This is a genomic window from Micromonospora matsumotoense (assembly GCF_050951065.1).
GTDB classification, from domain to species: domain Bacteria; phylum Actinomycetota; class Actinomycetes; order Mycobacteriales; family Micromonosporaceae; genus Micromonospora; species Micromonospora matsumotoensis.
In genome coordinates this window covers 741,546-766,935 of sequence record NZ_CP192025.1, presented here as the reverse complement: position 1 = coordinate 766,935, position 25,390 = coordinate 741,546, and the positions used below count along the sequence as shown (strand labels likewise).

Annotated in this window: 25 protein-coding genes; 11 read left to right on the top strand and 14 right to left on the bottom strand. The window is 73.4% G+C overall.

The genetic code is table 11. The annotated features are described in order from the left end of the window. Positions 1-18 precede the first annotated feature (18 nt). Positions 19-240, top strand: coding sequence for a FadR/GntR family transcriptional regulator (locus ACQP1S_RS03695; protein WP_357928933.1), 222 nt, complete (start codon positions 19-21; stop codon positions 238-240). Between the two features lie 159 nt (positions 241-399). On the opposite strand, the gene ACQP1S_RS03690 is transcribed toward ACQP1S_RS03695, so the two are convergent. The 4 genes from ACQP1S_RS03690 to ACQP1S_RS03675 all read right to left on the bottom strand — a co-directional run bounded on the left by ACQP1S_RS03690 (position 400) and on the right by ACQP1S_RS03675 (position 5,392). Next, the gene (locus ACQP1S_RS03690; protein ID WP_432903001.1) at positions 400-2,625 is read right to left on the bottom strand and encodes an APC family permease; all 2,226 of its coding nucleotides are present in this window, start codon (positions 2,623-2,625) and stop codon (positions 400-402) included. A 120-nt stretch (positions 2,626-2,745) separates the two neighbouring features. Beyond that, complete coding sequence (locus ACQP1S_RS03685; RefSeq protein ID WP_432902998.1) at positions 2,746-3,708, bottom strand: DMT family transporter; 963 nt, start codon at positions 3,706-3,708, stop codon at positions 2,746-2,748. A gap of 263 nt (positions 3,709-3,971) precedes the next feature. Further along, positions 3,972-4,436: a hypothetical protein gene (locus ACQP1S_RS03680; protein ID WP_432907749.1), complete on the bottom strand. Its 465-nt coding sequence runs from the start codon at positions 4,434-4,436 to the stop codon at positions 3,972-3,974. Positions 4,437-4,522: 86 nt separating this feature from the next. Beyond that, a complete protein-coding gene (locus tag ACQP1S_RS03675; protein ID WP_091254224.1) occupies positions 4,523-5,392 on the bottom strand; it encodes a PhzF family phenazine biosynthesis protein in 870 nt (289 codons plus the stop codon). A gap of 33 nt (positions 5,393-5,425) precedes the next feature. On the opposite strand from ACQP1S_RS03675, the gene ACQP1S_RS03670 reads away from it, so the two are divergent. From ACQP1S_RS03670 to ACQP1S_RS03660, 3 genes are all read left to right on the top strand, one after another. After that, positions 5,426-6,742, top strand: a complete 1,317-nt coding sequence (locus tag ACQP1S_RS03670) for a magnesium transporter MgtE N-terminal domain-containing protein (RefSeq protein ID WP_432902993.1) — start codon at positions 5,426-5,428, stop codon at positions 6,740-6,742. After that, complete coding sequence (locus ACQP1S_RS03665) at positions 6,735-7,370, top strand: DUF1003 domain-containing protein (RefSeq protein ID WP_091254230.1); 636 nt, start codon at positions 6,735-6,737, stop codon at positions 7,368-7,370. Before ACQP1S_RS03670 ends, ACQP1S_RS03665 begins: the two co-directional genes overlap by 8 nt. Before the next feature lie 133 nt (positions 7,371-7,503). After that, complete coding sequence (locus ACQP1S_RS03660) at positions 7,504-8,652, top strand: Mrp/NBP35 family ATP-binding protein (protein WP_091254233.1); 1,149 nt, start codon at positions 7,504-7,506, stop codon at positions 8,650-8,652. A gap of 360 nt (positions 8,653-9,012) precedes the next feature. Here ACQP1S_RS03660 and ACQP1S_RS03655 read toward each other — a convergent pair whose 3' ends face one another. Further along, on the bottom strand, positions 9,013-9,456 hold the full coding sequence (locus ACQP1S_RS03655) for a preprotein translocase subunit TatB (protein WP_432902989.1): 444 nt from the start codon (positions 9,454-9,456) through the stop codon (positions 9,013-9,015). Between the two features lie 73 nt (positions 9,457-9,529). After that, a complete protein-coding gene (locus ACQP1S_RS03650) occupies positions 9,530-10,885 on the bottom strand; it encodes a S1C family serine protease (protein ID WP_432907747.1) in 1,356 nt (451 codons plus the stop codon). A gap of 376 nt (positions 10,886-11,261) precedes the next feature. Between ACQP1S_RS03650 and ACQP1S_RS03645 the strand changes: the two genes are divergently transcribed. Next, complete coding sequence (locus tag ACQP1S_RS03645) at positions 11,262-11,870, top strand: O-methyltransferase (protein ID WP_245722879.1); 609 nt, start codon at positions 11,262-11,264, stop codon at positions 11,868-11,870. Between the two features lie 195 nt (positions 11,871-12,065). On the opposite strand, the gene ACQP1S_RS03640 is transcribed toward ACQP1S_RS03645, so the two are convergent. Both ACQP1S_RS03640 and ACQP1S_RS03635 read right to left on the bottom strand, forming a co-directional pair. After that, the gene (locus tag ACQP1S_RS03640) at positions 12,066-13,535 is read right to left on the bottom strand and encodes a leucyl aminopeptidase family protein (protein WP_432902986.1); all 1,470 of its coding nucleotides are present in this window, start codon (positions 13,533-13,535) and stop codon (positions 12,066-12,068) included. A 141-nt stretch (positions 13,536-13,676) separates the two neighbouring features. Then, the gene (locus ACQP1S_RS03635; protein WP_007455245.1) at positions 13,677-13,844 is read right to left on the bottom strand and encodes a DUF3117 domain-containing protein; all 168 of its coding nucleotides are present in this window, start codon (positions 13,842-13,844) and stop codon (positions 13,677-13,679) included. 191 nt (positions 13,845-14,035) lie between these two features. Here ACQP1S_RS03635 and ACQP1S_RS03630 point away from each other — a divergent pair, with 191 nt between their 5' ends. Both ACQP1S_RS03630 and ACQP1S_RS03625 read left to right on the top strand, forming a co-directional pair. Beyond that, on the top strand, positions 14,036-14,854 hold the full coding sequence (locus ACQP1S_RS03630; protein ID WP_357770848.1) for a PaaX family transcriptional regulator: 819 nt from the start codon (positions 14,036-14,038) through the stop codon (positions 14,852-14,854). Between the two features lie 4 nt (positions 14,855-14,858). Further along, on the top strand, positions 14,859-15,650 hold the full coding sequence (locus tag ACQP1S_RS03625; protein ID WP_432902981.1) for an enoyl-CoA hydratase/isomerase family protein: 792 nt from the start codon (positions 14,859-14,861) through the stop codon (positions 15,648-15,650). Positions 15,651-15,721: 71 nt separating this feature from the next. On the opposite strand, the gene ACQP1S_RS03620 is transcribed toward ACQP1S_RS03625, so the two are convergent. The 5 genes from ACQP1S_RS03620 to ACQP1S_RS03600 all read right to left on the bottom strand — a co-directional run bounded on the left by ACQP1S_RS03620 (position 15,722) and on the right by ACQP1S_RS03600 (position 18,961). Next, the gene (locus ACQP1S_RS03620; protein WP_432902978.1) at positions 15,722-16,474 is read right to left on the bottom strand and encodes an SDR family NAD(P)-dependent oxidoreductase; all 753 of its coding nucleotides are present in this window, start codon (positions 16,472-16,474) and stop codon (positions 15,722-15,724) included. A 65-nt stretch (positions 16,475-16,539) separates the two neighbouring features. After that, entirely contained in the window at positions 16,540-17,124 is a 585-nt protein-coding gene (locus tag ACQP1S_RS03615; protein ID WP_432902975.1) for a hypothetical protein, read from the bottom strand. Beyond that, positions 17,121-17,717: a DNA-3-methyladenine glycosylase I gene (locus ACQP1S_RS03610; RefSeq protein WP_091254290.1), complete on the bottom strand. Its 597-nt coding sequence runs from the start codon at positions 17,715-17,717 to the stop codon at positions 17,121-17,123. Before ACQP1S_RS03610 ends, ACQP1S_RS03615 begins: the two co-directional genes overlap by 4 nt. A 159-nt stretch (positions 17,718-17,876) precedes the next feature. Then, positions 17,877-18,389, bottom strand: coding sequence for an SRPBCC family protein (locus ACQP1S_RS03605; RefSeq protein ID WP_091254257.1), 513 nt, complete (start codon positions 18,387-18,389; stop codon positions 17,877-17,879). Continuing rightward, on the bottom strand, positions 18,386-18,961 hold the full coding sequence (locus ACQP1S_RS03600; protein ID WP_432902972.1) for a DivIVA domain-containing protein: 576 nt from the start codon (positions 18,959-18,961) through the stop codon (positions 18,386-18,388). Before ACQP1S_RS03600 ends, ACQP1S_RS03605 begins: the two co-directional genes overlap by 4 nt. Positions 18,962-19,151: 190 nt before the next feature. Between ACQP1S_RS03600 and folP the strand changes: the two genes are divergently transcribed. Then, on the top strand, positions 19,152-20,021 hold the full coding sequence (gene folP, locus ACQP1S_RS03595; protein WP_363674907.1) for a dihydropteroate synthase: 870 nt from the start codon (positions 19,152-19,154) through the stop codon (positions 20,019-20,021). Positions 20,022-20,167: 146 nt separating this feature from the next. Here folP and ndhC read toward each other — a convergent pair whose 3' ends face one another. Continuing rightward, positions 20,168-20,545 carry an NADH-quinone oxidoreductase subunit A gene (gene ndhC, locus ACQP1S_RS03590; RefSeq protein WP_091254266.1) on the bottom strand — a complete coding sequence of 126 codons (378 nt, stop codon included), beginning with the start codon at positions 20,543-20,545 and terminating at the stop codon, positions 20,168-20,170. Positions 20,546-20,689: 144 nt separating this feature from the next. On the opposite strand from ndhC, the gene ACQP1S_RS03585 reads away from it, so the two are divergent. From ACQP1S_RS03585 to ACQP1S_RS03575, 3 genes are all read left to right on the top strand, one after another. Then, on the top strand, positions 20,690-22,117 hold the full coding sequence (locus ACQP1S_RS03585; protein WP_432902968.1) for a hypothetical protein: 1,428 nt from the start codon (positions 20,690-20,692) through the stop codon (positions 22,115-22,117). A 343-nt stretch (positions 22,118-22,460) separates the two neighbouring features. Further along, positions 22,461-24,308 (top strand): 2-oxoacid:acceptor oxidoreductase subunit alpha, encoded by a 1,848-nt coding sequence (locus ACQP1S_RS03580; RefSeq protein ID WP_432902965.1) that lies wholly within the window; start codon positions 22,461-22,463, stop codon positions 24,306-24,308. Further along, complete coding sequence (locus tag ACQP1S_RS03575) at positions 24,301-25,335, top strand: 2-oxoacid:ferredoxin oxidoreductase subunit beta (RefSeq protein WP_432902962.1); 1,035 nt, start codon at positions 24,301-24,303, stop codon at positions 25,333-25,335. The genes ACQP1S_RS03580 and ACQP1S_RS03575 overlap by 8 nt, the downstream gene beginning before the upstream one ends. Positions 25,336-25,390: the final 55 nt, after the last annotated feature.

The window sequence follows — 25,390 nt, the reverse complement described above, 5'->3', positions numbered from 1 at the left end:
GCGACCCGAGGAGTACAGATGCCCGCCAAGTACGAGCGGGTGGCCGAGGCCATCCGCGAGCAGATCCGGACCGGCCAACTCGCCGTGGGGGACAAACTTCCGTCCACCACCGAACTGAAGGCCGAGTACGACGTTTCCTACGGATCGATCCGTGGAGCAATGCTGGTCCTCAAGACCGAGGGCCTGGTCGAGGGACGCCAGGGCGAAGGCGTCTACGTGAAGGCAGTGCCGGCGGACTGACCCCACCCGTCAGAACGAGCAGGCCCTGCGGAGACACCCTGTTCTGTGGAGATCCGTGCTGCTGGAGCGACAACAGATCTCCACAATCATGACGCGCTGCCGAGGAGCAGCGGCGGTGACGTGAAACCACCGGCATCCCTCTACGCCACCCAGTCGCCCTCACTCGGGGACGTGGATCGGGATGCTGGTCACCACCACGCCGGGGAGCGCCCGCAGGGCCCGACGCAGCCGCTGCTCGGTGCGGCTGTGCAGCAGGCGGTGCCACGGCCGGCGCAGCACCACCGCCGGCACCACCACGGTCAGCACCAGCTCCGGCGCGGCCGCGTGCAACGCCGCAAGGTAGTGCGCCAACGGCCCGATCACCGCCCGGTACGGCGAGACGATCGTCTCCAGCCGGACGTGGTCCCCCCAGGCCCGCCACTGCTCCCGGAACCGGTCCGCCTCGGCGTCCTCCGGGGCGAGGTGCACCGCCAACGTCGGCCGGCCCAGCGACACCGCGTACGCCAGGGCACGCATCGAGGCCCGGTTGAGGCGTACCACCGGGACCACCACCAGGTGCCGCAGCTCCTGCGGTAGTTCCTCGCCCTCGACCGACCCGGGGCCGTACTCCGGCACGGCGGCTGGCGGGCCCGGTCCGCCCGCCACCGACGGCGGCCGCGCCCCGGGCCCCCCACCGGTGGGCGGGGGTTGCAGGGCCAGGGCGGCGTGCAGGTTGTGGTAATGCCGGTGTATCCGGTGGAAGAGCAGCACCAGCAGCGGTACGGCGACCACCACCACCCACGCGCCCTCGGTGAACTTCGCCACCGCCGCGGTCAGCAGCACCAGGCCGGACAGGACCGCGCCCACGCCGTTGACCAGCGCCCGACGCCGCCAGCCGGCCTCCCGGTGCCGCCGCCAGTGCACCACCATGCCGCTCTGGGACAGGGTGAAGGCGAGGAACACCCCTACCGCGTACAACGGGATCAGCCCCTCGGTGTGCCCGCCGAACGCGACGAACACCACGATCGCCGTCCCGGACAGCGCCACCAGGCCGTTGCCGAACGCCAGCCGGTCGCCCAGGTGCAGGAAGCGGCGCGGCGCGTGACCGGCGCGGGCCATGAAGAACAGCAGCCGGGGAAAGTCGTTGAACGCGGTGTTCGCCGCCAGCAGCAGGATCAGCGCGGTGGTCGCCTGGACCACGGCGTACCAGGGGCCGGTCGGGAAGGTGACCCGGGCGAGCTGGGACAGCAGCGTCTCACCGGGGCGGGGCACCAGGCCGGCCAGATGGATCAGCAGGGTCAGCCCGGCGAAGAGGACCACGAGCATCGCCACCATCCAGGCCAGCGTGGTCCGCGCGTTGCGCCACTCCGTCGGGCGGAACGCCGGGACCGCGTTGGAGACCGCCTCGATGCCGGTCATCGACACCGCCCCGGAGGCGAACGCCCGCAGCACCAGCAGCAGACCCAGGCCCTCCGCCGCCGGCACGACCGGCGGGGCCACCGGTGTGAACCCCCGGCCCGCCGCCCGCAGGTAGCCCACCACCAGCAGCCCCAGCACGGCGACCACGAAGGCGTACGTCGGGAGGACGAAGATGTTGCCGGCGGTGCGTACCCCGCGCAGGTTGCCGGCGAGCAGCAGCAGGATCACCAGCACCCCGAGCGGTACCGCGAACGGCGTCAGCCCCGGCAGCGCCGAGGTGATCGCGTGCAGGCCGGCGGCGATCGACACCGACACGGTCAGCACATAGTCCAGCATCAGCCCGGCGGCGGCGGTCAGCCCCGCGCCCACACCCAGGTTGTCCCCCGCCACCAGGTAGGACCCGGCCCCGTGCGGGTACGCCGGAATGGTCTGCCGGTACGAGATCCCGACGGCGACCATCAGCAGCACCAGCCCGGCCGACAGCGGCAGGGCCAGGCCCAGCGCCCCGCTGCCGGCGAGCACCAGCACGGTGAGCAACGCCTCCGGCCCGTACGCCACCGAGCTGAGCAGGTCGGAGGAGAGCACCGGCAGGGCCACCAGTTTGCGCATCCGCTCGTGCAGCACCGCCGCGCTGGTCAGCGGCGGACCGAGGACCGCCCGGCGGACCCGGCCCAGCCGCCGGCCGAGGCGGGAGTCGGGGCGGTTCGCCGGTTCGGCGGCGACCAACCCGTCCCGCCTGCCCCGGTCCCCCGGCTCCGGCCGGAACAGGGCGATCGGGGCCAGCCGACTGAACCGGCCCGGGGCGGGGCGGCTGCGGTAGCGGTCCAGGGTCGGGTCGACCGGCAGGGCGGGCGGGACCCCGGTCCGCCACTGCGCGCCGACCCGCCGCAGGGCGTCCACCTCGGCCGGGTCGAGCGGCGGGAACTCGGCCGACGGGGTGACCACGGTGCCGCTGCGGTCGTCGTCGTCCGCGCTCCGCCCCGACATCGGCCCCACCTCCCCCCGCACTCTCACGCGCGGACGGGACCCGTGCCCGCTGTTCCGGCGGAATCGCGACGAACGGGCCGCCCGCAGGCAGTCGGGTGAGGCCGCCCGGCCGGCGACCGGTCAGGATGCCGGTGGGGCGACGTCGGCGGGGAGCGCGGCCGGGGTGGCGCGACGGCCGGGGCGGGCCCCGCCGAGCACCACCACGGCCACCCCGGCGAGCAGCAGCGCCAACCCAGGCAGGGCGAGCGGGCGCGGCAGCTGCCCCAGCCAGGCCCAGGCGATCAGCGCCGCACCGGGCGCCTCCAGCAGGATCAGCACACTGATCGTGGTCGCCGACACCCGGCGCAGCGCGTGGTTGAACATCGAGTGGCCGAGCAGTTGGGCACCCACCACCAGCCCGATGATCGCCAGCCAGGTGCTGGTCCCGTAGCCGTGCAGCCGTACCCCGCCGACCAGGCAGACGACCAGCAGGATCACCGCGCACACCCCGTAGCAGATGGTGGTGTAGGTGGCGGTGCTGATGGTGGCGCGGGCCCGTTCGCCGAACGCGGTGTAGACGGCGGCGAACATCCCGCCGACCACCGCGAGCAGGTCACCGGCGAAGGCCCGGCCGGAGACCCCGACGTCCGCGCCGGTGGCGAGCACCGCGCCGAGCACCGCCAGCCCGATGCCGCCCCAGACGGCGTACGGCAGCCGCCGGCCCTGCCAGCGGGCGATCAGCCCCTGCCAGACCGGCTGGGTGGCACCCAGCGCGGTGGCCGCCGCGACCGAGGTGAGCTGGGCGCTGGGCATCCAGGTGGCGAAGTGCGCGGCCAACGCCACCCCGGACAGCACGCAGTACCAGCCCTCCCGGCGGCCCGCCCCCACGGTCAGGGCGCGGAGTTCAGCCCGGCGGCGGACCAGCGTGAACGGGGCGAGCACGGCGGCCGAGAGCAGGTTCCGCCACAACGCGACGGCCAGCGCCGGGGCCGCCGCGAAGGCGATCAGCGGGGCCGACGACGAGACCGAGGCGACGGCGAGCGCGAGGACACCGACGGTCAGCGGATCGACGGGCGGGCGCGGCTGCGGCGCGACGGAGGACACGGGGCGTAATCCTCACACGGGCGACCTCGCCGCAGCCGACGGCGGGCGGTGCCACCGCGAGATCGGTGCAACGGACGCCGGGCGGCAGGTCAGCAGCGGCGCGCGGTGGGCCAGCGGAGCCGGCCGATGGGTCAGCAGACGCCGGGCGGTGGATCAGCAGACGCCGCGCGGTGGATCAGCAGACGCCGGGCGGTGGATCAGCAGACGCCGGGCGGTGGGTCAGCAGACGCCGGGCGGTGGAGTAGCGGACGCGGGGCGGTGGGTCAGCGGCGACGGACCCGGTGCAGGCGGAAGGGTTTGCGGGTGGCCCGGACCACGGCCGCGCCGCGTGGCTCGGCAGCGAGGGAGGCGTCCGGCAGGGCCTCCCCGGCATCCGGCGGGCCGTCCGGGGCGAGACGGGTCAGCGCGCAGTCGTCGGCGGCCCAGCGGGCCACCAGGTCGGCGGTCGGGCCGGAGGCGTTCAGCCGCTTCGCCGCCACCAGCGGGGCCGACGTCTCCCACTCCGGGGTGCCCGGGATCAGCCGGGTCACCCGGGCCGGCCAGGTCACGATGCGTCCGCCGTGGTCGCCGCGCAGGGTCACCCGGGCGGCGTCGGCGTCGGCTAGGCCCGGCGCGGTCTGCTCCCCCGGCCCGCTGACCACGAACAACGCCCCCTCCAGGGGTACGCACCACAGCGCGGTCGCCGGCCCGCCGCCGACGCTCACCCAGGCCACGGCGGCCTTCTTCATCGCCTCGTCGACAAGTGGCGTCGACCGGGAAGCGTCCACCTCGTCCGTCACACCCGCATCCTCTCGCAGCAGCCGGGCGTCCGCGTTCAGCCCACGAACGGTGGGACCAGGATCTCGCCCCGGGCCACCGACATCACCTGGCCGGCCACGGTCGTGCCGACCACCACCCCGTCCTCGGCGGTCACCGTGCAGGTCAACGCGGACGGACGGCGGATCTCCACGCCCTGCCGGACGGCGTACTCGGAGCGGCCGTCGCCGGGGAGGAGACCGCTGGCGACCAGCCACACCCCCAGCCCCAGGGCGGCCGAGCCAGTGGCCGGGTCCTCCGGCACGCCGAGTCCGGGCACGAAGACCCGGGCGTGCGCGGTTTGCGCGTCGGCGTCCCAGGAGAAGACACTGACGTGTTCCACTCCGTACCGCTGGGCCGCCGCCGCATTGACCCGGGCACGGGCCACCGCGTCCGGGTGCACCGGCAGGTAGGGGAACTCCAGCCCACAGCCGGCCACCCGGGGCGGCGGGCCGGCGTGGTCGGCGGCGGTGAGCCCGGCCATCTCCAGCAGCGGCTCCGGGTCGAGTTCCGGCCCGAGGGTGGGGGTGCCGCCGGTCAGGGTGGCACCGGTCGCGGTCACCTCGATCGGAAGCACCCCGGCGTGGCACTCCTGACTGACCGACCCGGTGCCGAACAGCCCGCGTCGGCTGGCGGTCACCGCCGCGCCCACGCTGGGATGACCGGCGAAGGGCAACTCCCCGGTCGGGGTGAAGATCCGGGCCCGGTAGGTGGCGCCCACCTGGGTCGGCGGCAGCACGAACACCGTCTCCGACAGGTTGAACTCCATCGCCAGCACCTGCATCTGCTCGGTGGCCAGCGCTTCGGCGCCGAAAACCACGGCCAGGGGGTTGCCCGCGAACGGGCGGTCGGTGAAGACGTCCACGATCTCGTAGGCCAGGGTCGACATGGTGATAAACACTAGGCGCTTAGGCTGGGGGCCGTGAGCACGCCGAACCGGGTCTACATCGCTCGACTCGCCGGAGTCGCCGTCTTCGACCCGAACGGCGACCAGGTGGGGCGGGTCCGCGACGCCGTGGCCCGGATCCGGCCGACCCAGCGTCCGCCCGAGGTGGTGGGGCTGGTGGCCGAGATGCCGATGCGCCGTCGGATCTTCCTGTCCATCAACCGGATCACCTCCATCGACGCCGACGCGGTCGTCCTCGGCAGCGGCACCCTCAACCTGCGCCGCTTCTCCAAGCGCCCGAACGAGCTGCTCGTCCTCCAGGAGCTGCTGGACCGGCGGGTGCAGCTCGACCCGGGCGGTCAGCCCGGCGCGGTGGTGGACGTGGCGATGGAGCGCAGCCGGGGCGGCGAGTGGGCGTTGTCCCGGGTCGCCGTCCGCGAACAGACCAGCCGGTTGACCCGCCGTGGTCACCTGCACCAGGTCGACTGGGACCGGGTACGTGGCCTGAGCGGCATCGCCGACAACCGGGGCACCGCCAACCTGCTCGCCGTGCTGGAGGACATGCGCCCCGCCGATCTGGCCAACGCGCTCCAGGACCTGCCCGATGCCCGACGCAATGAGGTCGCGGCGGCCCTGGACGACGAACGCCTCGCCGACGTGCTCGGCGAGCTGCCCGAACGCGACCAGGTGGAGATCCTCGCCGCGCTGGACCGGGAACGGGCCGCCGACGTGCTGGAGGAGATGGACCCGGACGACGCCGCCGACCTGCTCAACGAGCTGCCGCCGCCCGAGCAGGACGTACTGCTGGACCTGATGGAACCGGACGAGGCCGACCCGGTCCGCCAACTGCTGAAGTACACCTCCGGCACGGCCGGCAGCGTGATGACCTCCGAACCGGTGATCCTGCCGCCGGACGCCACCGTCGCCGAGGCGCTGGCCCGGATCAGGGAGGAGCAGCTCTCCCCGGCGATCGCCGCGCAGGTCTTCGTGACCCGCGCCCCGATGACCACCCCGACCGGCCGTTACCTGGGCATCGTGCACTTCCAGCGGCTGTTGCGCGAGCCCCCGGCCGACCTGCTCGGCGGGGTGGTGGTCAACGACATCGACCCGCTGCGGCCGACCACCCCGCTACCGGAGATAACCCGCCGGATGGCCACCTACGACCTGGTGGCGATGCCGGTGGTCGACCGGAACAACCGACTGGTCGGCGCGGTCACCGTCGACGACGTGCTGGACCACTCGCTGCCCCGGGACTGGCGGGACCGGGACGCCGCGGCCACCCCGTCCGCCGACGACGGGTCGGAGCCCTCCACCGCTGCGGCCGGGCCGGCGGGCGGTGGCACCGATGGCTGACCAGCGACGGGCCGAACGGCTGGACCAGCCGCGCGAACCCCGGGGCGTCAAGCTGCCCCGGTTCGACGCGGAGGCGTTCGGGCGCTGGTCCGAGGGGATCGCCCGGGGGATGGGTACGGCGAACTTCATCGTCTACATGACGGTGGTGATCGCGCTGTGGTTCGGCTGGAACACCCTGGCACCGGCGGATCTGCGCTTCGACCCGTACACCTTCACGTTCCTGACCCTGGTGTTGTCGTTGCAGGCGTCCTACGCTGCCCCGCTGATCCTGCTCGCGCAGAACCGGCAGACGGACCGGGACCGGGTGGCCCTGGAGGAGGACCGCCGCCGGGCGACCATGCAGAAGGCGGACACCGAGTACCTGGCCCGGGAGGTCGCCGCGCTGCGGATCGCCCTGGGTGAGGTGGCCACCCGGGACTTCCTCCGCTCGGAACTGGTCCGGCTGGCCGAGGAGCTGGACGCGGCGGCACAGCGCCGGCAGAAACGGGAACTCCGGCAGTCGGAGCGCGCGGTCGGGCGGTCCGGGGGCGGCGAGGGGCGGTCCGGGGGTGGCGAGCCGCCGCTCGACGAGCCCCGGGACGACCTGGACGGCGACTACGTGCGGGACGGCCGCCGCCCGGAGAGCTGACCCGGCAGGGTCTCGTACCTGATCGTCCGGCTTTGTCCGGCGGACCGGGACGGGCCCGACCGGCCGATCGATTCGCTCACACCCGCCCCCGCTGCTGGCGGGGGCGCCGCGCCGCCGACGTAGCATTGCCCACATGTCAGCTCCCGTCAGCACCATCTCCGACGCGATCCAGGCCGCCCTGGCCACCGTCAACGACCCGGAGATCCGCCGACCCATCACCGATCTCGGCATGGTCCGCTCCGCCGAGATCGGCGAGGACGGCGTGGTTCGGGTCGGGCTGCTGCTCACCGTCGCCGGGTGCCCGCTGAAGGACAAGCTGCGCGGCGACATCACCGCCGCCGTCGGCGCGGTGCCCGGGGTGACCGGCGTCGAGATCGACTTCGGGGTGATGAGCCCGGAGCAGCGGCAGGAGCTGCAGGGCAAACTGCGCGGGGGCGCGGCCACCGACGAGCCGGTGATCCCGTTCGCCCAGCCCGGCTCCCGTACCCGGGTCTACGCGGTGGCCAGCGGCAAGGGCGGTGTCGGCAAGTCCAGCGTCACGGTCAACCTGGCCGCCGCGCTGGCCGCCCGGGGCCTGTCCGTCGGCGTGGTCGACGCCGACATCTACGGCCACTCGGTGCCCCGGATGCTCGGCACGGACGGCAAGCCCACCCGGGTGGAAGACATGATCATGCCGCCGCAGGCGCACGGCGTGAAGGTCATCTCGATCGGCATGTTCACCCCGGGCAACGCGGCGGTGGTGTGGCGCGGCCCGATGCTGCACCGGGCGTTGCAGCAGTTCCTCGGCGACGTCTACTGGGGTGAGCTGGACGTCCTGCTGCTCGACCTGCCCCCGGGCACCGGCGACATCGCCATCTCGGTCGCCCAGTTGCTGCCCAACGCCGAGATCCTGGTCGTGACCACCCCGCAGGCCGCGGCGGCCGAGGTCGCCGAGCGGGCCGGCGCGATCTCCCTGCAGACCCACCAGCGGATCGTCGGCGTCATCGAGAACATGTCCTGGCTGGAGCTGCCGGACGGCACCCGGATGGAGGTCTTCGGATCCGGCGGCGGCGCGGCGGTCGCCGAGTCGCTGACCCAGACGATCGGCGCACAGGTGCCGCTGCTGGGGCAGATCCCGATGGACACCCGGGTCCGCGAGGGCGGCGACGCCGGCACCCCGATCGTGCTGTCCGCGCCGGATTCGCCCGCCGCGAAGGCGCTGCACCAGGTGGCCGACCGGCTGGCGGTACGCCGCGAGTCGCTGCTCGGCAAGCCGCTGGGCCTCAAGCCCGCCGGCCGCTGACCGCGCCCCCCGACCACGCGCCGCACCCGACCACGCGCCGCACCCGACCACGCGCCGGGCCCCCACCACCACGGTCCGGCGTGACCCCTCACGCCACCGCCTGACGTGATCAACTCATGTGAGCCGATGATGCGGTATTCCCTGCTGGGGATAGCGCATCATCGGCTCAATTGAGTGGATCAAGGCCGTCACACCCACGGGACGGCGCGGTTCAGGCGGGCAGAGCGACGCCCCTTCGGCCGGCAGGGCCGGGCGGACGGACGGGGGCCAGGCGGACGGGGCCAGGCGGACGACGGGGGCCAGGCGGACGGGGGCCGGGCGATGGCGGTGGTGGACAGGGGTGGGGCGGGCTGACCCGGGTCAGGTGGCGTCGTCGTAGCTCGGGCGGGGGGCCGGCGCGGGGGCGGGGGCGGGGGCGGGGGCGGGGGCGGTGCTCGTCGCGGTGCTCTTCCGGGCGGCGGCCCGCGGGTCGACCCGGTCGGCGACCTCCTTGAGCTCCTCGTGCACCCCGGTGACGTCGGCCCGCAGGTTGTCGTAGACGCCCTGGAGGGGCTTGCGGATCGCCTGCTCGTCCTCCTCGCTGAGGAGGTGCTTGCGGATGAACGCCTTCGGGTGCAGATCCTCCAACTGGATGTCGGTGCCCAGCTCACGGCTCAGGTCGCCGGTCGCGTTGCGGGCCATGTTGCGCAGGTTGCGCACCAGCCGCAGGCCGTCGCTGATGACGTTGGGCAACCGGTCCCCGAAGATCAGCAGTGCCAGGAGCAGCAGTACGCCGATCTCCCACCAGTTCAGGTTGTCGAGCACCGCGGGGCCTCCTCGTCGCGTCGGGCCAAGCCTACGCACGTCAGGCCCCGCTCCGGGAGGGGGTGACCGGCCCTCACTTGGCGTCCGCGGCGAGCGTCACCGAGGCGTTCTGCCGGGCCGTGCCGCGCCGGTACTCCACCGTCACCACCGACCCCGGGGCGAACTTGCGGACCAGGGCGATCAGGTCGGTCGGCTCGTTCATCGGCCGCCCGTTGAGCCGGAGGACGACGTCCCCGGTCTTCAGGCCCGCCGCCGCCGCCGGACCCGCCGGCTCCACGGCCGCCAGGCGCACCCCGGCACCGGCCCGGGTGGCGGTGCCGGTGCCGGCGACCTGGGCCCCGATCACGGTACGCCGGGCCTTGCCGGTGCCGATGATGTCCTGGGTGATCCGTTTCGCCTGGTTGATCGGGATGGCGAAGGCGAGCCCGATGTTCCCCGCCTCCTGCCCCTCGGCGACCAGCGACCTGATCGTCGAGTTCACCCCGATCACCCGGCCGGCCGAGTCGACCAACGGGCCGCCCGAGTTGCCGTGGTTGACGGCCGCGTCGGTCTGGATGGCGGCGTAGTAGCGGACCGGCCCACCGGGCTCCCCCGCCTGCATGGTGCGGTCCAGGGCGCTGATGATGCCGGCGGTGACCGTGTTCGCCAGGGACAGTGGCGAGCCGATGGCCAGCACCGGGTCACCCACCGCGAGCGACTCGGAGTCGCCGAACTCGATCGGCCGCAGGCCCTTGCGGTTCACCTTGATCACCGCGATGTCCGACTCCGGGTCCTGACCGACCACCGTCGCCGGGGAGCTGCTGCCGTCGTCGAAGGTCACCGACGCCCGGCCGGTGCCGTCGGCGACCACGTGATCGTTGGTGACCACGTAGCCGTCGGCGCTGACGATGAACCCGGACCCCTCGCTGGTGCCGCCCAGCCCGGCCACCCGGATGGTCACCACGCTGGGCAGGACCCGGCCGGCGACCCCGGCCAGCGAATCCGGACGACGCTGGGCCAGCGCCGGACCCTCAGCCGGAGCGGACCCCAGGGTGATCCCGCCGCCGACACCGCCGCGCACCGCGAAGGCGTAGCCGAGGGCACCACCCAGGGTGCCGGCGAGCAGTGCGACGATCAACGGGACGAGCAGCAGTTGGCGCAGCTTCGGCCGGCCCGGCGCATCCGGGTCGGTGACCGGCTCCGGCGCCGCCCCGGTGGTCGGCACGCTCGGCAGCACGACCGCCGCCGGGGCGTACGGGTCCCGCCAGGGGTCGGCGAGCGCGTCGGACCACCACGGCGACGCCGACCCGCCGTGGCCGCCGTACGGCGACGGTCCGCCGTACGGCGTCGTCGGGCCCGTCTGCGGTGGACCGGGCGGCGGCCCCGCCGACCCCGGAGTCCCGCCGGGCGCTCGCCAGTCCCAGCCGTCGGTCACGTCGGTGCCTCCCAGTCCGTCCCCCGGTGCCCCGGGCCACGACCGGGGGTGACGGTCACGGCGCAGGGGGCACCCCATCCAGGATTGCACGGATGCGCCGGACGCAGTCAGCTCTTGCCCTGCCGCGATCGCCCCACCGCCGCCGACCTTCCCGGGCCGCCCGCCGTGACCCGCCCCGGGCAACCCCCGGCAGCCCCGCCCGCCACGGCAGCACGCGCCGGGCCTGGACCCCGCCACGGGCGGTCCGGACCACCACGGGTGGACTCGCGGCTGCGCCGAATGAGCCTCGCCTCTAGGCTCATACCGCCCACCCGCCCTCGCACCATCGCCACCGCCCCGGAGGTGTCCCATCGCCACGGTCGCCAGTTCCGGCAGCCCGACGGCGCAGACGTTGCAGTTCGCCGAGTCGTACGTCGGCGAGGACATCGTGCTGCGGACCGCCCGCAGCCTCGCCCGGGAGGTCGGCCTCGACGCGGTCACTCCGGGGGCCGGGGCGGCGTTGCGCCTGCTCGCCGCCGCCGGCAACGCCCGCGCGGTGGTGGAGATCGGCACCGGCACCGGGGTCAGCGGGGTGTGGCTGCTGCGCGGAATGCGCGCCGACGGGGTGCTCACCACCATCGACGTGGAGGTCGAGCACCAGCGGATCGCCCGGCGGATCTTCGTGGAGGCGGGTTTCCCGTCCGGCCGTACCAGGATCATCACCGGTCGGGCGTTGGACGTGCTGCCCCGGCTCGCCGACGGCGCGTACGACCTGATCTTCGTGGACGGTGAGGCGACCGGCTCCGCCGCGTACGTCGACGCCGCCCTGCGGCTGCTGCGCCCCGGCGGGGTGCTCGCCCTCAACGGCGGCTTCGCCGGCGGCCGGATCGGCGACCCGGCCGCCCGGGACGCCGAGACGGTGACCATGCGGGAGACGGTCAAGGCGATCCGGGAGGCCGAGCAGTGGATTCCGGCCCTGCTCCCGGTCGGCCACGGCCTGCTGGCCGCGGTCAAGTGCTGACCGGCTGACCTCCCCGGCCACGACCGCCGGCCGACACCGCACCGACCTGCCGGGCGACACCGCCGCCCGACCCGCCACAGGCGGGCCACAGACCGGACCGGGCGGCCGTGGGCTGGACGGCCGCAGCGTCGGGCCAGGGCAGTCGGGCAGCGTCGGGCCAGGGCAGTCGGGCAGCGTCGGGCCGGGGCGGTGGCCTCAGCCCAGGGTCTCCAGCCAGCGCAGCAGGCCACGGACGCCCCAGCCGGTAGCGCCCCGGGTCAGCTCCGCGTCGTCGCCGTCGGCCCAGGACGGCGCGGACATGTCGATGTGCAGCCAGCGGTCCCGCAACTCCCCGGTGAACTCGCGCAGGTAGAGCGCGGCCATCACCGAACCGGCCCCCCGGTCCGGGGAGCTGTGCCGGTCGGCCAGGTCGCTGCCGAGGTGTTCGAGGTAGTCGGCGGGCAACGGCATCCGCCAGGCCGCCTCGCCGGCATCGTCCACGGCGGCCAGCACGGCGGCGGCCAGCTCGTCGTTCTCGCTGTAGAGCGCGCCGGTCCGCTTGCCCAGCGCGACCGCGTTGGCACCGGTCAGGGTGGCCAGGTCGATCAGCAGGTCGGGGCGGAGTTCCCGGGCCGCGTAGCCGAGCGCGTCGGCGAGCACCAGCCGGCCCTCCGCGTCGGAGTTGGTGCTCTCGCTGGTCGTGCCGTCGTAGTGCCGGATGATGTCGCCGGGGCGGAACGCCGCGCCGCTGACCATGTTCTCGGCCAGCGGGGTCAGGGCGGTGACCCGGACCGGCAGCCGCAGCGCCGCCGCGCCGAGGGTGGCCGCGACCACCGCCGCCGCGCCGGCCATGTCCTTGCGCATCAGCTTCATCGCCGGCACCGGCTTGATCGAGATGCCGCCGGTGTCGAAGGTGATCCCCTTGCCGACCAGGACGACGTGCAGCCGGGCGTCGGCGGGCCGCCAGTCCAGCTCCACCAGGCGGGGGCCGCTGGCCGAGCCGGCACCGACGGCGACGATGCCGCCGAAGCCCTCGGCCGCCAACTCCTGCGGCTCACGTACCCGTAGGTGGAGATCGGGTTGGTCGGCCGCGGCGGAGGCGACCTGGGCGGCGAACCACTCCGGGTTCTTCACCGCCGAGGGGGTGTTCGTGAGGTCCCGGGCGAGCCGGGTCATCCGGGCGGTGGTCCGGGCCGTCTCGACCGCGCCGGCGTACGCGTCCGGCGCGGCGGTCAGCAGGGTCACCCCGGTCAGTGCGGGCGTCGACCCCGCCTCGGTCAGCCGGAACCGGTACGAGGCGAGCAGCAGCCCCTCGACGAGGGCCCGGACGACCCCGACCGGCACGTCCACCGGCAGCGCCAACGTGACATGTGTCTCATCTACGGCGGCGCGGGCCAGGGCGGCACCAGCCGTTCGCCAGGCCCGTTCCCCGCCGTCGCCCACGCCGAGCAGCAGCAGCCGCGCCGGGGTGCGACCGGGGCGCAACTGGGTCAGGGTCTCGCCGGCCCGGCCGGTCAACCGGGTGACCGGCAACAGCGCTTCCGCCTCGGTCCGCACCTCGTCGGCGGGCGGTGGCGCGGTGGCGACCAGCGCCGGCGCGGCGTCGTCCGGGTCGGTGGCGACGCGGACGGGCAGGACGAGGACGTCCGCCCCGTCGGTGGCGACGGCGAGACTGATGGCGAGCACGCTGGACCGTACCTCCGGGAAAGTTCGTGGTGCGGGACCTCGACGACCCGCGGGGGACAGACGAAGTCCCTGAGTCACCGGCAGCGCCGGTGACTCAGGGACAGGAACCTTCCGCGCGGCACCGCGCGGAGTGCCGGCCGATCAGCCGGCAGCCGCCTTCAGCGCGTCACCGAGCGCGTTGGCCTCGTCGGGAGTCATCTCGACGACGAGCCGGCCACCGCCCTCCAGCGGGACCCGCATGACGATGCCCCGACCCTCCTTGGTGACTTCCAGCGGACCGTCGCCCGTCCGCGGCTTCATCGCCGCCATGTTGTCTCCCCTCAGACCTAAACATCAGGGTCGGTGTACTGCCCCACAGCCACTTCGTGTCGACCACCCGCAAGGTACGCGGGGGCGTCGACCACGATTTTCCCTGATGAACACCGCCGGACCCAAACCGGAGCAGCATTGATGTAACAGCACCTAGCTTATCTTGAGAAGGCCTGTCACAATGTGCGGTCATGCAGGCACGGTCGGCACTCTTCGACCTCTACGGCGACCATCTCCGCACGAGAGGTGGGCGCGCACCGGTCGCCGCCCTGGTGAAGTTGCTGGCCCCGCTCGGAGTCGCTCCCCCGGCCGTCCGGACCGCCGTGTCCCGGATGGTCCGCCAGGGCTGGCTCGAACCGCTGCGGCTCGCCTCCGGCCCGGGATATTCGATCACACCCAAGGCGGTCCGTCGCCTCGACGAGGCCGCCGCCCGGATCTACCGGACCGGCCGGATCACCTGGGACGGGCGGTTCGACCTGCTCGTCCTGGCGACCCCGACCGCCCGCCGGGACCGGCAGCGGCTCGCCGCCAACCTCAGCTTCCTCGGCTACGGCACCCTCGACGAGCACACCTGGGTGGCGACCCGGGCCAGCGAGGACGTCGACGTGCTGCTGGAGGAGGCCGGGGTGCGCTACGAGCGGTTCACCGCCGCGCACGCCGCCGGCACCCCCGGCGCGATGGGCGTGGTCCGCCGCGCCTGGGACCTCGGCGAGATCGGGCACGCGTACGAGCGGTTCGTCGCCGAGCAGCGCGCACAGCTGGCCGGGGTGACCGTGCGCAGCGGCGACGAGGAGGCGTACGCGGCCCGGTTCCGGCTGGTGCACGCGTGGCGTACCTTCCTCTTCCAGGACCCGCAGCTCCCTCCGGCGCTGCTTCCCGAACGTTGGCCCGGCACCGCCGCCGCCAGCTTCTTCGACCGGCACGCCGCCCGGCTCCGGCCGGCCGCCGACCGGTACGTCGAGCAGTGCCTCGACGCCGGTAACCGGGTCCCCCGACAGAAGGGCCGTTAGAGACGTGACCGAGCCGCTGCTCGTCGACCGCACCGATGGCGTGGTCACCCTGACCCTGCACCGCCCCACCGCGATGAACGCGCTCGACGTGGCACTCAAGGAGGCCCTGCGGGACGCCCTGGCCGCCCTGGAGACCGACCGGTCCTGCCGGGCCGTGGTGCTGGCCGGGGCGGGCGGTTCGTTCAGCGCCGGGCAGGATCTGCGCGAGCACGTGCAGATCCTGGAGTCGCCCGGCCGGGACCCGCTGGACACCGTCCGGGCGCACTACAACCCGATCGCCGCCCGGCTGGCCAACCTGCCCAAACCGGTGGTCGCCGCGGTCCGTGGCATGGCCGCCGGGGCGGGCGCCTCGCTGGCCTTCCTGGCCGACTTCCGGATCGGCGGGCCGCGCACGAAGTTCCTGATGGCGTTCGCCGGGGTGGGCCTCGCCGCCGACACCGGCGCGTCCTGGACGCTGCCCCGGCTGGTCGGCCACGCCAAGGCCGTCGAGCTGCTGATGCTCGCCGAGCCGGTCGACGCCGCCGAGGCGCACCGGCTGGGCCTGCTCACCCGGTTGGTCGACGACGACGAGCAGGTGCTGCCCACCGCGCACGAGCTGGCCGCCCGGCTCGCCGCCGGCCCGACCGTCGCGTACGGGGCGATCAAGCGGCAGCTCTCCATCGCCGACGCGGGCACCCTCGCCGACGCCCTCTCCGCCGAGGCGCAGGCCCAGTCGATCTGCGGGGCCACCGCCGACCACCGGGCCGCCACCCACGCGTTCGTCAACAAGCAGAAGCCGACCTTCCAGGGCAACTGAGCGCTGGACCGGGCCGGGGAAGCCGGCCACGCCGTACGGTCACCCGTCACCTCGACGACCCGGCCGGGCCGTCAGCGGGCGACATAGCCGCCGTCGACGGGGACGGTGTGGCCGGTGATCCAGGTGGCGTCGTCGGAGCAGAGGAAGAGCACCACCCCGGCCACGTCGTCCGGGGTGGGAATGCCGGGCTTCGGGTTGAACGACTCCATCCGGGCCCGCATCTCCCCCGGGTCGGGCGCGCTGTCGATGAAATGCTGCACCAGCGGGGTCATCACCACCGTGGGGGCGACCGCGTTGACCCGGATGTTGCGGGCCGCGTACTCCACCGCCGCCGACCGGGTCAGCCCGACGATGCCGGCCTTGGTGAAGGTGTACGGGGAGATGTTCTCCTGCGCCGCCAGGCCGGTGGTGGACGAGGTGTTGACGATCGCACCCCCGCCTCCGCGCAGCATCGCCTCGATGCCGTACTTGAGCACGTGGAACACGCCGTCGCCGTTGATCCGCCGGACCTTCTGCCAGTTCTCCACGTCCATCTCGTGCAGCGGCTGCTGCCGGCCGTCGATGCCGGCGTTGTTGAAGATGACGTCGAGCCGTCCGTAGCGCTGCACCGCGTCCGCGATGCCCTGCTCCACGGCGGCGGCGTCGCCGGTGTCGACGGTCACCGCGAGGGCCTCGGGCAGCTCACCGGCCACCCGCTGCGCGCCTTCGGCGTTGATGTCGGCGATCACCAGTCGGGCCCCCTCGGCGGCGAACCGGCGGGCGGTGGCCTCCCCGAGCCCCGAGGCGCCGCCGGTGACGAACGCGACCTTGTCCTGGAACCGCATCGACTCTCCCCCGCCCGGCCGACCGGCTGTCGGCACCCGAGCGCCCATACCCGGTCGACGGGTCGCTAGTCGTCCTCCTCCGGGTCCTGGTTGGCCTCGACGCCCAGCACGAACGCCTGCATGGCCAGCTCGTCGCCGCTGGGCGAGACGAACGCGGGCAGCTCGGCCGGACCCAGCTCCCGCACGTACGACCAGAAGAGCCGGACCGCCTCGGCCTGCGACTCGGCCTCGATCGGCAGGTCGAGGCTGACCAGCCAGGTGCGGCGCAGCGGCGGCGGGCCGAGCCGGTCGACCAGCTCGCGGTAGGTGCCCGGGTCGAGCGCGCTGACCGGCCGGTCGACCGCCACCGATCCGACCGGCACCGGTGTGTCGAACGACCGCCGGGTGTACGTCACCAGGAGCGTCTCCCCGTCGAGGCGGGCCACCCGGCCCAGCGCCACCAGTCGGGGCGGCTCGTCGGCCAGCACCGCCACCGGGTCGCCGGGGGGTGGCACGGGCGCACCGGCCGGGAGGGCCAGCTCCAGGGTGTCGTGGTGGACGAGGCGTTCGTCGTCGTACCGCCCGGCCGGGAGCAGCACCGCCCAGGCGCCGTCGCCCCGCCCGCCGTCGACATCGGTCGGGCCGGTGCTGCGGTGGTCGGTCACGGTCATGACCCCATCCCATCACGGGCCCCGGCGGTGCCGGCGTGGCAGCCCGCGAGATGGTCGTCGACCATGCCGGTGGCCTGCATCAGCGCGTACGCCGTGGTGGGGCCGACGAAGCGGAAACCCTGCTTCTTGAGCGCCTTGGCCAGCGCGGTGGACTCCGGGGTCGTGGCCGGCACCTCGGCGAACGATCCGAGCCGGGCCGGCCGGGGCGGCGGCGCGTGCGACCAGAGCAGCGCGGAGAGGCCGTCGGGCAGCGCCAACGCGGCGCGGGCGTTGGCGATCGCCGCCTCGATCTTGGCGCGGTTGCGGACGATCCCCGCGTCGGCGAGCAGTCGGGTGACGTCCGCCTCGCCGTAGGTGGCGACCCGCTCGATCCGGAAGTCGGCGAAGGCGAGCCGGAACGCGGGACGCTTGCGCAGGATCGTCAGCCAGGACAGCCCGGACTGGAACGCCTCCAGGGTGAGCCGTTCGTAGAGGGCGTCGTCGCCGCGCAGCGGACGACCCCACTCGGTGTCGTGGTAGAGCGCGTAGTCCGGGGTGCTCGCCCCCCAGGCGCAGCGGGGCAGGCCGTCGGGGCCGGTCACCAGGTCAGTCACCCGGTACACGCTAGGTCAGGGGGCTGACACCCGACGCCGGGCCGGCGGGTGTCCGACGGCCCGGCCGGGTTCGTGGGACGGCCCGACCCGGTTCGGCCGCCGTCGGGCCGATTCAGCGCGGGCAGGTCAGCCGGGAGGCGCAGCGCGTCCCCGGGCCGGTCAGCGGGCGCGGGGCAGGCGGCCGGCCTCGACCAGGCGGGCGAAACGCTTCAGCGCCAGCGTCAGGCTGGCCTTGGAACCCGGCCAGAGCAGCGGCCAGGCGACCCGGCCGGCCGAGCCGCCGGGCAGGTGGAACCACTCGTGCCAGACCACCTGTGTGCGGCCGTCGGCCAGGGGGGTGCAGCGCAGCACACCGGGGCCGCGCAGCAGCTTGCCGCAGTGCACCACACCCACCTCGTACGGGGCGTCGACCCGGACCACCCGCATCTCGTCGCGCAGCGCCGCCGGACCGAGCGCGGTGACCGCCTCGATCAGGCTGCCCTCTCCGCCGTCGCCCTCGACCACCCGCACCCGGGTCAGCGGAATCCAGTCGGACTGCCCCTCCCAGTCGGTCAGCGCGGCGAAGACCCGCTCGGCGGGAGCGTTGACGATCACCGTGGCGGTGAACTCGCCGGCGCCCGGCTGGGCGGCCTCGTCGGCCAGGCCGCCGCCGGCCGGATCCGGTCCGGTCACACCGGCTCCGACCGGGCCACGGCACCGCCGGGACGGTCCGCGTCGGCCCGATCCGTCTCGGTGCGGTCCCCGGCCCGATCCGTCTCGGTGCGGTCCGTCTCGGTGCGGTCCGTGGTCGGGGTGGGGGTGATGTCGATGGGCTCGACCTCGACGGTCGGGCCTTCCGGACCGGGCGCGTCCGGGGCGGGCGTCGCCGGGGAAGCGTCGGGCGGGGTGGCGACGGCCTCCTCCCGGGTGCGGCGCAGCACGTCGGCGTCGGCGGTGCGGCCCTCCCGCAGCGCGACGACCTCGGCCTCCAGCACCCCGATCAGCTCGCTCTTGTAGCCGATGTCGTAACCGGCCCGGCGCATCGCCTGGTCGACCTGGTCCATCCGGTAGCCGCGCAGGGCGGTGTCGAAGCGGAGCGCGCCGACGTCCGACTCCCGCAGGGGTCGGCCACCGGGCAACGGGACGGCTCTGCCGTCGGGCTCGGTGGGGGCGAGCCCGTCCCGACCCGAGATCAGCACCGTCACGCCGAACACGACCGCCGCCACGGTCAACGCGACGACCACAATGAGCAGAGTCTGACCCATAGGGAGATCGTGGCACGGGGACACCCTCCGGAGCGACCCCAACCACCATCATCGTCACCGATCTTCTGGCCGTACCGGCTCCGGAGCGGGGCGGGGGCCTGGGGTCGTACCGGCCCGAGGGCCGGGGCGGACGACCCGCTAGCGTCGGCATCGGCCGGGTCGTCCGGCCGGTGACCTGCGGGAGGCGGAATTGTCCGGGGCGCTGCGGCTCGGGGGGCGGACGTTCGCCCCTGGAGAGCCGGTGGTGATGGCGATCGTCAATCGAACGCCGGATTCTTTCTTCGACCGGGGTGCCACCTTCGCGCAGGACAGCGCGTTGCGCGCGGTGGAGCGGGCGGTCACCGAGGGCGCGGAGATCATCGACATCGGTGGGGTGAAGGCCGGGCCGGGCGACGAGGTCGACGTGGCCGAGGAGATCCGCCGGACGGTGGACACCATCGTCGCCGTCCGGGCCGCGTTTCCCGAGGTGGTCATCTCGATCGACACCTGGCGGGCCGAGGTGGCGGTCGAGGCGGTGGCAGCCGGCGCGGACCTGCTCAACGACACCTGGTCCGGGGCCGACCCAGCGCTGGCCCGGGTGGCCGCCGAGACCGGTGTCGGGCTGGTCTGCTCACACGCCGGCGGGCTGACGCCCCGGACCCGGCCGCACCGGGCGGCCTTCACCGACGTGGTCGCCGACGTGGTCACGACGGTGACCGGCCTCGCCGAGCGCGCGGTGGCCCTGGGGGTACGCCCCGACGGCATCCTGATCGACCCGGCGCACGACTTCGGCAAGAACACCCGGCACTCGTTGGAGATCACCCGCCGGTTGGGCGAGTTGTCCGACACCGGCTGGCCACTGCTGGTGGCGTTGTCGAACAAGGACTTCATCGGCGAGACGCTCGACCTGCCGGTGTCGCAACGGCTGGAGGGCACCCTGGCGGCGACGGCGGTGTCGGCCTGGCTCGGCGCCCGGGTGTTCCGCGCCCACCAGGTGCTACCCACCCGTCGGGTGCTCGACATGGTGGCCTCGATCCGGGGCGACCGGCCGCCCACCGCCACCCGCCGCGGCCTGGCCTGACCACCACGCGGCCTGGCCGACCATCACCGCGGCCTGGCCCGACCACCTCGGGGCCTGACCTGACCACCACGTGACGGGGCCAGGACCATCGCCTGGCGCGGCTCGGGCCGCCGTACCGTCCCCGCCCACCGGGGCCGGTGGGGTGGTCAGGTCCAGTGCAGGATGCGCTTGCGCCAGGCGTAGAGGATGCCGAGCGCGACCACGGCCACGAAGACACCCATCTCGGCGACCGTCACCGCGCCGAAGCCGGGCCGGTCGAAGACCATCGCCCAGGGGAAGAGGAAGACCGCCTCGACGGCGAAGAGCACGTAGAGGTACGCGTACACGTAGTAGCGGATCTGCATCTGCGCCCAGTCGCCACCGACCGGGTCGAGGCCGCACTCGTAGCCGGCCCGCTTGCCGGCCGGGTCGGCCGGGCGGGCGGGACGTAACACCCGGTTGGCGGAGAACGCCGTAACGAAGAAGAGGACGGCAGCGAGCAGCAGCAGCCCGAGCGTCGCGTACGAGCCCAGGTAACCGGTCACGGTGGCTCAGCCTACCGGGTGGCGGGCCGGGCCGGACGACGCGAGCGGCTCCCGGACCCGGCACCGATTGTCTTCCGCCGGTACTAGTGCCTCGCCGCAACTGTTACCGAATAATGAACTCACACCCAGAGTCACGGAGGTCAGATGCCCCGCGTGGACGCGCGTACCGTTCGGCGGCCCCTCGCCCGGCGTACCCCCGCTCTGGTCGGGGCGGTGCTGGCCGCCGGGCTGGCGGTCGTCCTCGGGGTGACGCCGGGCCTGGCGGCGGCACCCGCCGTGACGCGGACGGTCACCGACCCGACCGACGTCCGGACCCCGGGCGGTGACCCGACCGACGAGACGACGCCCCCGGTCGAGCCGACGGCGACCGGGCCGGCCCCGACCGGCGCACCGCCGACGCTGCCGCCGGACCCGGAGCCGACCACCCCCGCACCGGAACCGACCGGCACGACGCCGGAGACCACCGCACCGGCACCGACGGCCACCAGCGCGCCGACCGCCGCGCCCACCCCGAAGCCGCCGCTGCCCAGCAGGTCCGCGCGACCGCGCGGACCGAACCCGGACCAGCCGGGTGGCGACCGGGTCGGGGTTCAGGTCACCACCGGGGACATCACGCTCGACGACCGGTACTGGCGGGCCCCGAGCACGGTCGCCACCCTGCGGGTCACCGTCACCAACACCGGTCTCGTGCCGGAGCGGCTACGGCTGGAATACCGCCTGCCGGCCGGGCTCACCGACGCCGGGACGCCGGGGTGCGCGGCGGCCGGCGACGGCGGCTGGCAGTGCGGCGAGTGGACCACCGCGCCCGGCGACCGGTTCACCAGCCTGATCCGGGTACGGGTCGGCGGCACCGCCTGGCGGCAGATGCCCCTGAGCGGCGCGGTACGGGTCACCGCCACCGGGCCGGACGCCGGTGACACCGCGCAGGACAACGAGGGCTTCGCGGTGCTCTTTCCGCCCGGCCCACCGGTGCCCGGGATACTGCTGGATGCCGAGGAGGTGGTCTTCGACATCAGCGGTGGCCCCACCGCGCTCGCGGCCCACCTGGGCAACACCGGCAGGGTGGACGCCGCCGGACGGGTCGAGGTGCTGTTGCCCGCCGGGGTCAGCGTGTTGAGCCCACCGGCCGGCTGCACGTCGATGTCGCCGACGCGGACCCGTTGCGACCTGGACGTGGTGCCGGCGGGGCACACGGAGACGCTCCGGTTCACGGTGGCCGCCACCCCGGACGCCCAGCGTGAGGCCCCACTGGCCGGCGCGTTGATCGGCTGGCTGGACCCGGAGAGCGGGCCGACCCGCCAGGTCCAGATGAGCTTCCGGATCACCGCGGCCGCTGCGCTGGCCAGCCCGCCGGTGGGCGTTCCCGCGCCGACCGGCTCGCAGGGGTTGATCGCGGCGGCGGGCGGGGCGGTCGACGTCGGCGGGATGTCCCCCGCCCAGCGGACCGCGCTCGGGCTGATCGTGCTCTCCGTCCTGCTGGTGGCGCTGGCGCTCGGGCTGGCCACCGGCTCGCTGCGGCGACGGACGGCCGGGCCGGCGACGGACCCGCCGATGACGGAGCACTCGGGCTGACCGACGGGCCGCCGGGACGGGGGCAACCGGGAGGGAGTGCCGGGACGGGGGCGGTCGGGACGGGGTGGCCGGGCGAACCGGTGATCTCAATTACGGCGGGCCCCCCAAATCACCGCATACTCTCCCGTATGCCGCTGACCCGGTTCCCAGGTGTCGGACCTCCACCAAGGAGACCCTAAGACCGGGACGTAGGCTCGGAGCGAGAGACGACAGCGGGCCGGGGCCCGCCCACGGGCGGACCGGGCGCAGCGGCGCATCAGGGAGGTCGCGTGGCCGGGCAAGGCGGGGTCACCATCATGTGCAGCCGCGCGCGCGGCGGGGCCGAGCGAAGCGAGGTGCAGGCGTGACCAAGCAGATTCGTCAGTTGGACCGGGTGGTGATCCGGTTTGCGGGTGACTCGGGTGATGGGATGCAGTTGACGGGGGACAGGTTCACCTCGGAGACGGCGCAGTTGGGTAATGACATTTCGACGTTGCCGAATTTCCCGGCGGAGATTCGGGCGCCGGCGGGGACCCTGCCGGGGGTGTCGAGTTTCCAGGTGCATTTCGCCGATTACGACATTCTGACGCCGGGTGACGCGCCGAACGTCCTGGTCGCGATGAACCCGGCGGCGTTGAAAGCGAATGTGGGCGATCTGCGTCGGGGTGCGGACATCATCGTGAACACCGACGAGTTCACGAAGCGGAACCTGGTCAAGGTCGGTTACGCGGTCAGCCCTCTAGAGGATGACTCCCTGGCCGGGTTCGTGGTGCATCCGGTGGCGTTGACGTCGATGACGGTAGGCGCCCTGGCCGAGTTGGCGGTGTCGAAGAAAGACGCCGAACGAGCGAAGAACATGTTCGCGTTGGGGTTGTTGTCGTGGATGTACTCCCGCCCCTACGACTCGACGCTACGGTTCCTGGAACGGAAGTTCGCGAAACGTCCGGACCTCGTCGCGGCGAACATCGCCGCGTTCAAGGCGGGTTGGAACTACGGCGAGACCACCGACAGTTTCTCGGTCCGCTACGAAGTGAAACCCGCGAAGATGCTCCCGGGCACCTACCGCAACATCACCGGTAACGCCGCCCTGTCGTTGGGGTTGGTCGCCGCCGGGGTCCGCTCCGGACTACCCGTGTTCCTCGGCGCGTACCCGATCACCCCCGCCTCCGACATCCTCCACGAACTGAGCAAACACAAGAAACTCGGTGTGGTCACCATGCAGGCCGAAGACGAGATCGCCGCCGCCGGCGCCGCGTTGGGCGCCTCCTACGGCGGGGCCCTCGGCGTGACCACCACCAGCGGCCCCGGCGTCGCCCTGAAATCCGAGACGATCTCCCTCGCCGTCGCCCTGGAACTCCCCCTGGTCATCGTCGACGTGCAACGCGCCGGCCCCTCGACCGGCCTCCCCACCAAAACCGAACAGGCCGACCTGAACATCGCCCTACACGGCCGCCACGGCGAAGCACCCCTCGCGGTCATCGCCGCCCGCTCCCCGTCGGACTGCTTCCACGCCGCCCTCGAAGCCGCCCGCATCGCGATCACCTACCGCACCCCGGTGATCCTCCTGTCGGACAACTACGTCGCCAACGGCTCCGAACCCTGGCTCCTACCCGACGTCGACTCCCTACCCGACCTCCGCGTCGACTTCGCCACCACCCCCAACCACGACGACGGCACCACCTTCCTGCCCTACCTACGCGACCCCGACACCCTCGCCCGCCCCTGGGCGATCCCCGGCACCCCCGGACTCGAACACCGCATCGGCGGCCTCGAGAAAGCCGACAAGACCGGCGACATCTCCTACGACCCCACCAACCACGACTACATGGTCCGCACCCGCGCCGCCCGCATCGAAGCGATCCCCGTACCCGACCTCGACGTCGACGACCCCGACGGCAACGCCCGCGTCCTCGTCCTCGGCTGGGGCTCCACCTACGGACCCATCGGCGCCGCCTGCCGCGCCCTCCGCCACCGCGGCTACCCCATCGCCCAAGCCCACCTCCGCCACCTCAACCCCCTCCCCGCCAACCTCGGCGACGTCCTGCACGCCTACGACCGGGTCGTCATCCCCGAGATGAACCTCGGCCAACTCGCCCAGGTCATCCGCGCCCGACACCTGATCGACGCGATCGCCTACAACCAGGTCCGCGGCCTACCCTTCACCGCCGCCGAACTAGAGACGACGCTGGAAGAGGTCTGCAAAAATGCCTGAACCCACCACCCTGAAACTCACCACCAAAGACTTCAAATCCGACCAAGAAGTCCGCTGGTGCCCCGGCTGCGGCGACTACGCCATCCTCGCCGCCATCCAACAATTCATGCCCGAACTGCACATCCCCCGCGAAAACACCGTGTTCATCTCCGGAATCGGCTGCTCATCCCGCTTCCCCTACTACATGAACACCTACGGCATGCACTCCATCCACGGCCGCGCCCCCGCCATCGCCACCGGCCTGTCCGTCACCCGACCCGACCTGTCCGTCTGGGTCGTCACCGGCGACGGCGACGCCCTCTCCATCGGCGGCAACCACCTCATCCACGCCCTCCGCCGCAACGTCAACCTCAAAATCCTCCTCTTCAACAACCGCATCTACGGCCTCACCAAAGGCCAATACTCCCCCACCAGCGAAACCGGCAAAATCACCAAATCCACCCCCGCCGGCTCCGCCGACGCCCCCTTCAACCCCCTCTCCCTCGCCCTCGGCGCAGAAGCCACCTTCGTCGCCCGCACCATCGACTCCGACCGCAAACACCTCCAATCAGTCCTCCGCGCCGCCGCCCAACACCAAGGCTCCGCCTTCGTCGAGATCTACCAAAACTGCAACATCTTCAACGACGGCGCCTTCGAACAACTCAAACAACCCGACACCCGCGACAACTACCTCATCCGACTCGAACACAACCAACCCATCACCTTCGGCCACAACGGACAACACTGCGTCGTCCACCCACCACGCGGCTTCGGCCTCGAAGTCCGCGACACCGCCACCACCCCCGCCGACGACATCATCGTCCACGACACCACCATCACCGACCCCGCCTACGCCTTCGCACTATCCCGACTCCCCGGACCAGACCTCCGCAACACCCCCATCGGCGTATTCCGGCAAACCCACCGCCCCTCCTACGACAACCTCGTCCAACAACAACTCACCACCGCCAAAGCCACCACCACCCACACCCCCGAACAACAACTCACCGCCCTCCTCGCCACCGGCGACACCTGGACCATCAGCTAGTCGCCCGTCGACACGTCGAAGTGGCCGCTCCCCCATGCCGGGGGCCGGCCACTCG

Coding starts and splice junctions, on each gene's coding strand:
- ACQP1S_RS03585 (WP_432902968.1), top strand. CDS start 20,690: ATGCCCCGCGTGGACGCGCGTACCGTTCGGCGGCCCCTCGCCCGGCGT.
- ACQP1S_RS03675 (WP_091254224.1), bottom strand. CDS start 5,392: ATGTCGACCCTGGCCTACGAGATCGTGGACGTCTTCACCGACCGCCCG.
- ACQP1S_RS03680 (WP_432907749.1), bottom strand. CDS start 4,436: ATGAAGAAGGCCGCCGTGGCCTGGGTGAGCGTCGGCGGCGGGCCGGCG.
- ACQP1S_RS03575 (WP_432902962.1), top strand. CDS start 24,301: ATGCCTGAACCCACCACCCTGAAACTCACCACCAAAGACTTCAAATCC.
- ACQP1S_RS03690 (WP_432903001.1), bottom strand. CDS start 2,625: ATGTCGGGGCGGAGCGCGGACGACGACGACCGCAGCGGCACCGTGGTC.
- ACQP1S_RS03600 (WP_432902972.1), bottom strand. CDS start 18,961: ATGGGTCAGACTCTGCTCATTGTGGTCGTCGCGTTGACCGTGGCGGCG.
- ACQP1S_RS03665 (WP_091254230.1), top strand. CDS start 6,735: ATGGCTGACCAGCGACGGGCCGAACGGCTGGACCAGCCGCGCGAACCC.
- ACQP1S_RS03620 (WP_432902978.1), bottom strand. CDS start 16,474: ATGCGGTTCCAGGACAAGGTCGCGTTCGTCACCGGCGGCGCCTCGGGG.
- ACQP1S_RS03660 (WP_091254233.1), top strand. CDS start 7,504: ATGTCAGCTCCCGTCAGCACCATCTCCGACGCGATCCAGGCCGCCCTG.
- ACQP1S_RS03695 (WP_357928933.1), top strand. CDS start 19: ATGCCCGCCAAGTACGAGCGGGTGGCCGAGGCCATCCGCGAGCAGATC.
- ACQP1S_RS03615 (WP_432902975.1), bottom strand. CDS start 17,124: ATGACCGTGACCGACCACCGCAGCACCGGCCCGACCGATGTCGACGGC.
- ACQP1S_RS03630 (WP_357770848.1), top strand. CDS start 14,036: ATGCAGGCACGGTCGGCACTCTTCGACCTCTACGGCGACCATCTCCGC.
- ACQP1S_RS03635 (WP_007455245.1), bottom strand. CDS start 13,844: ATGGCGGCGATGAAGCCGCGGACGGGCGACGGTCCGCTGGAAGTCACC.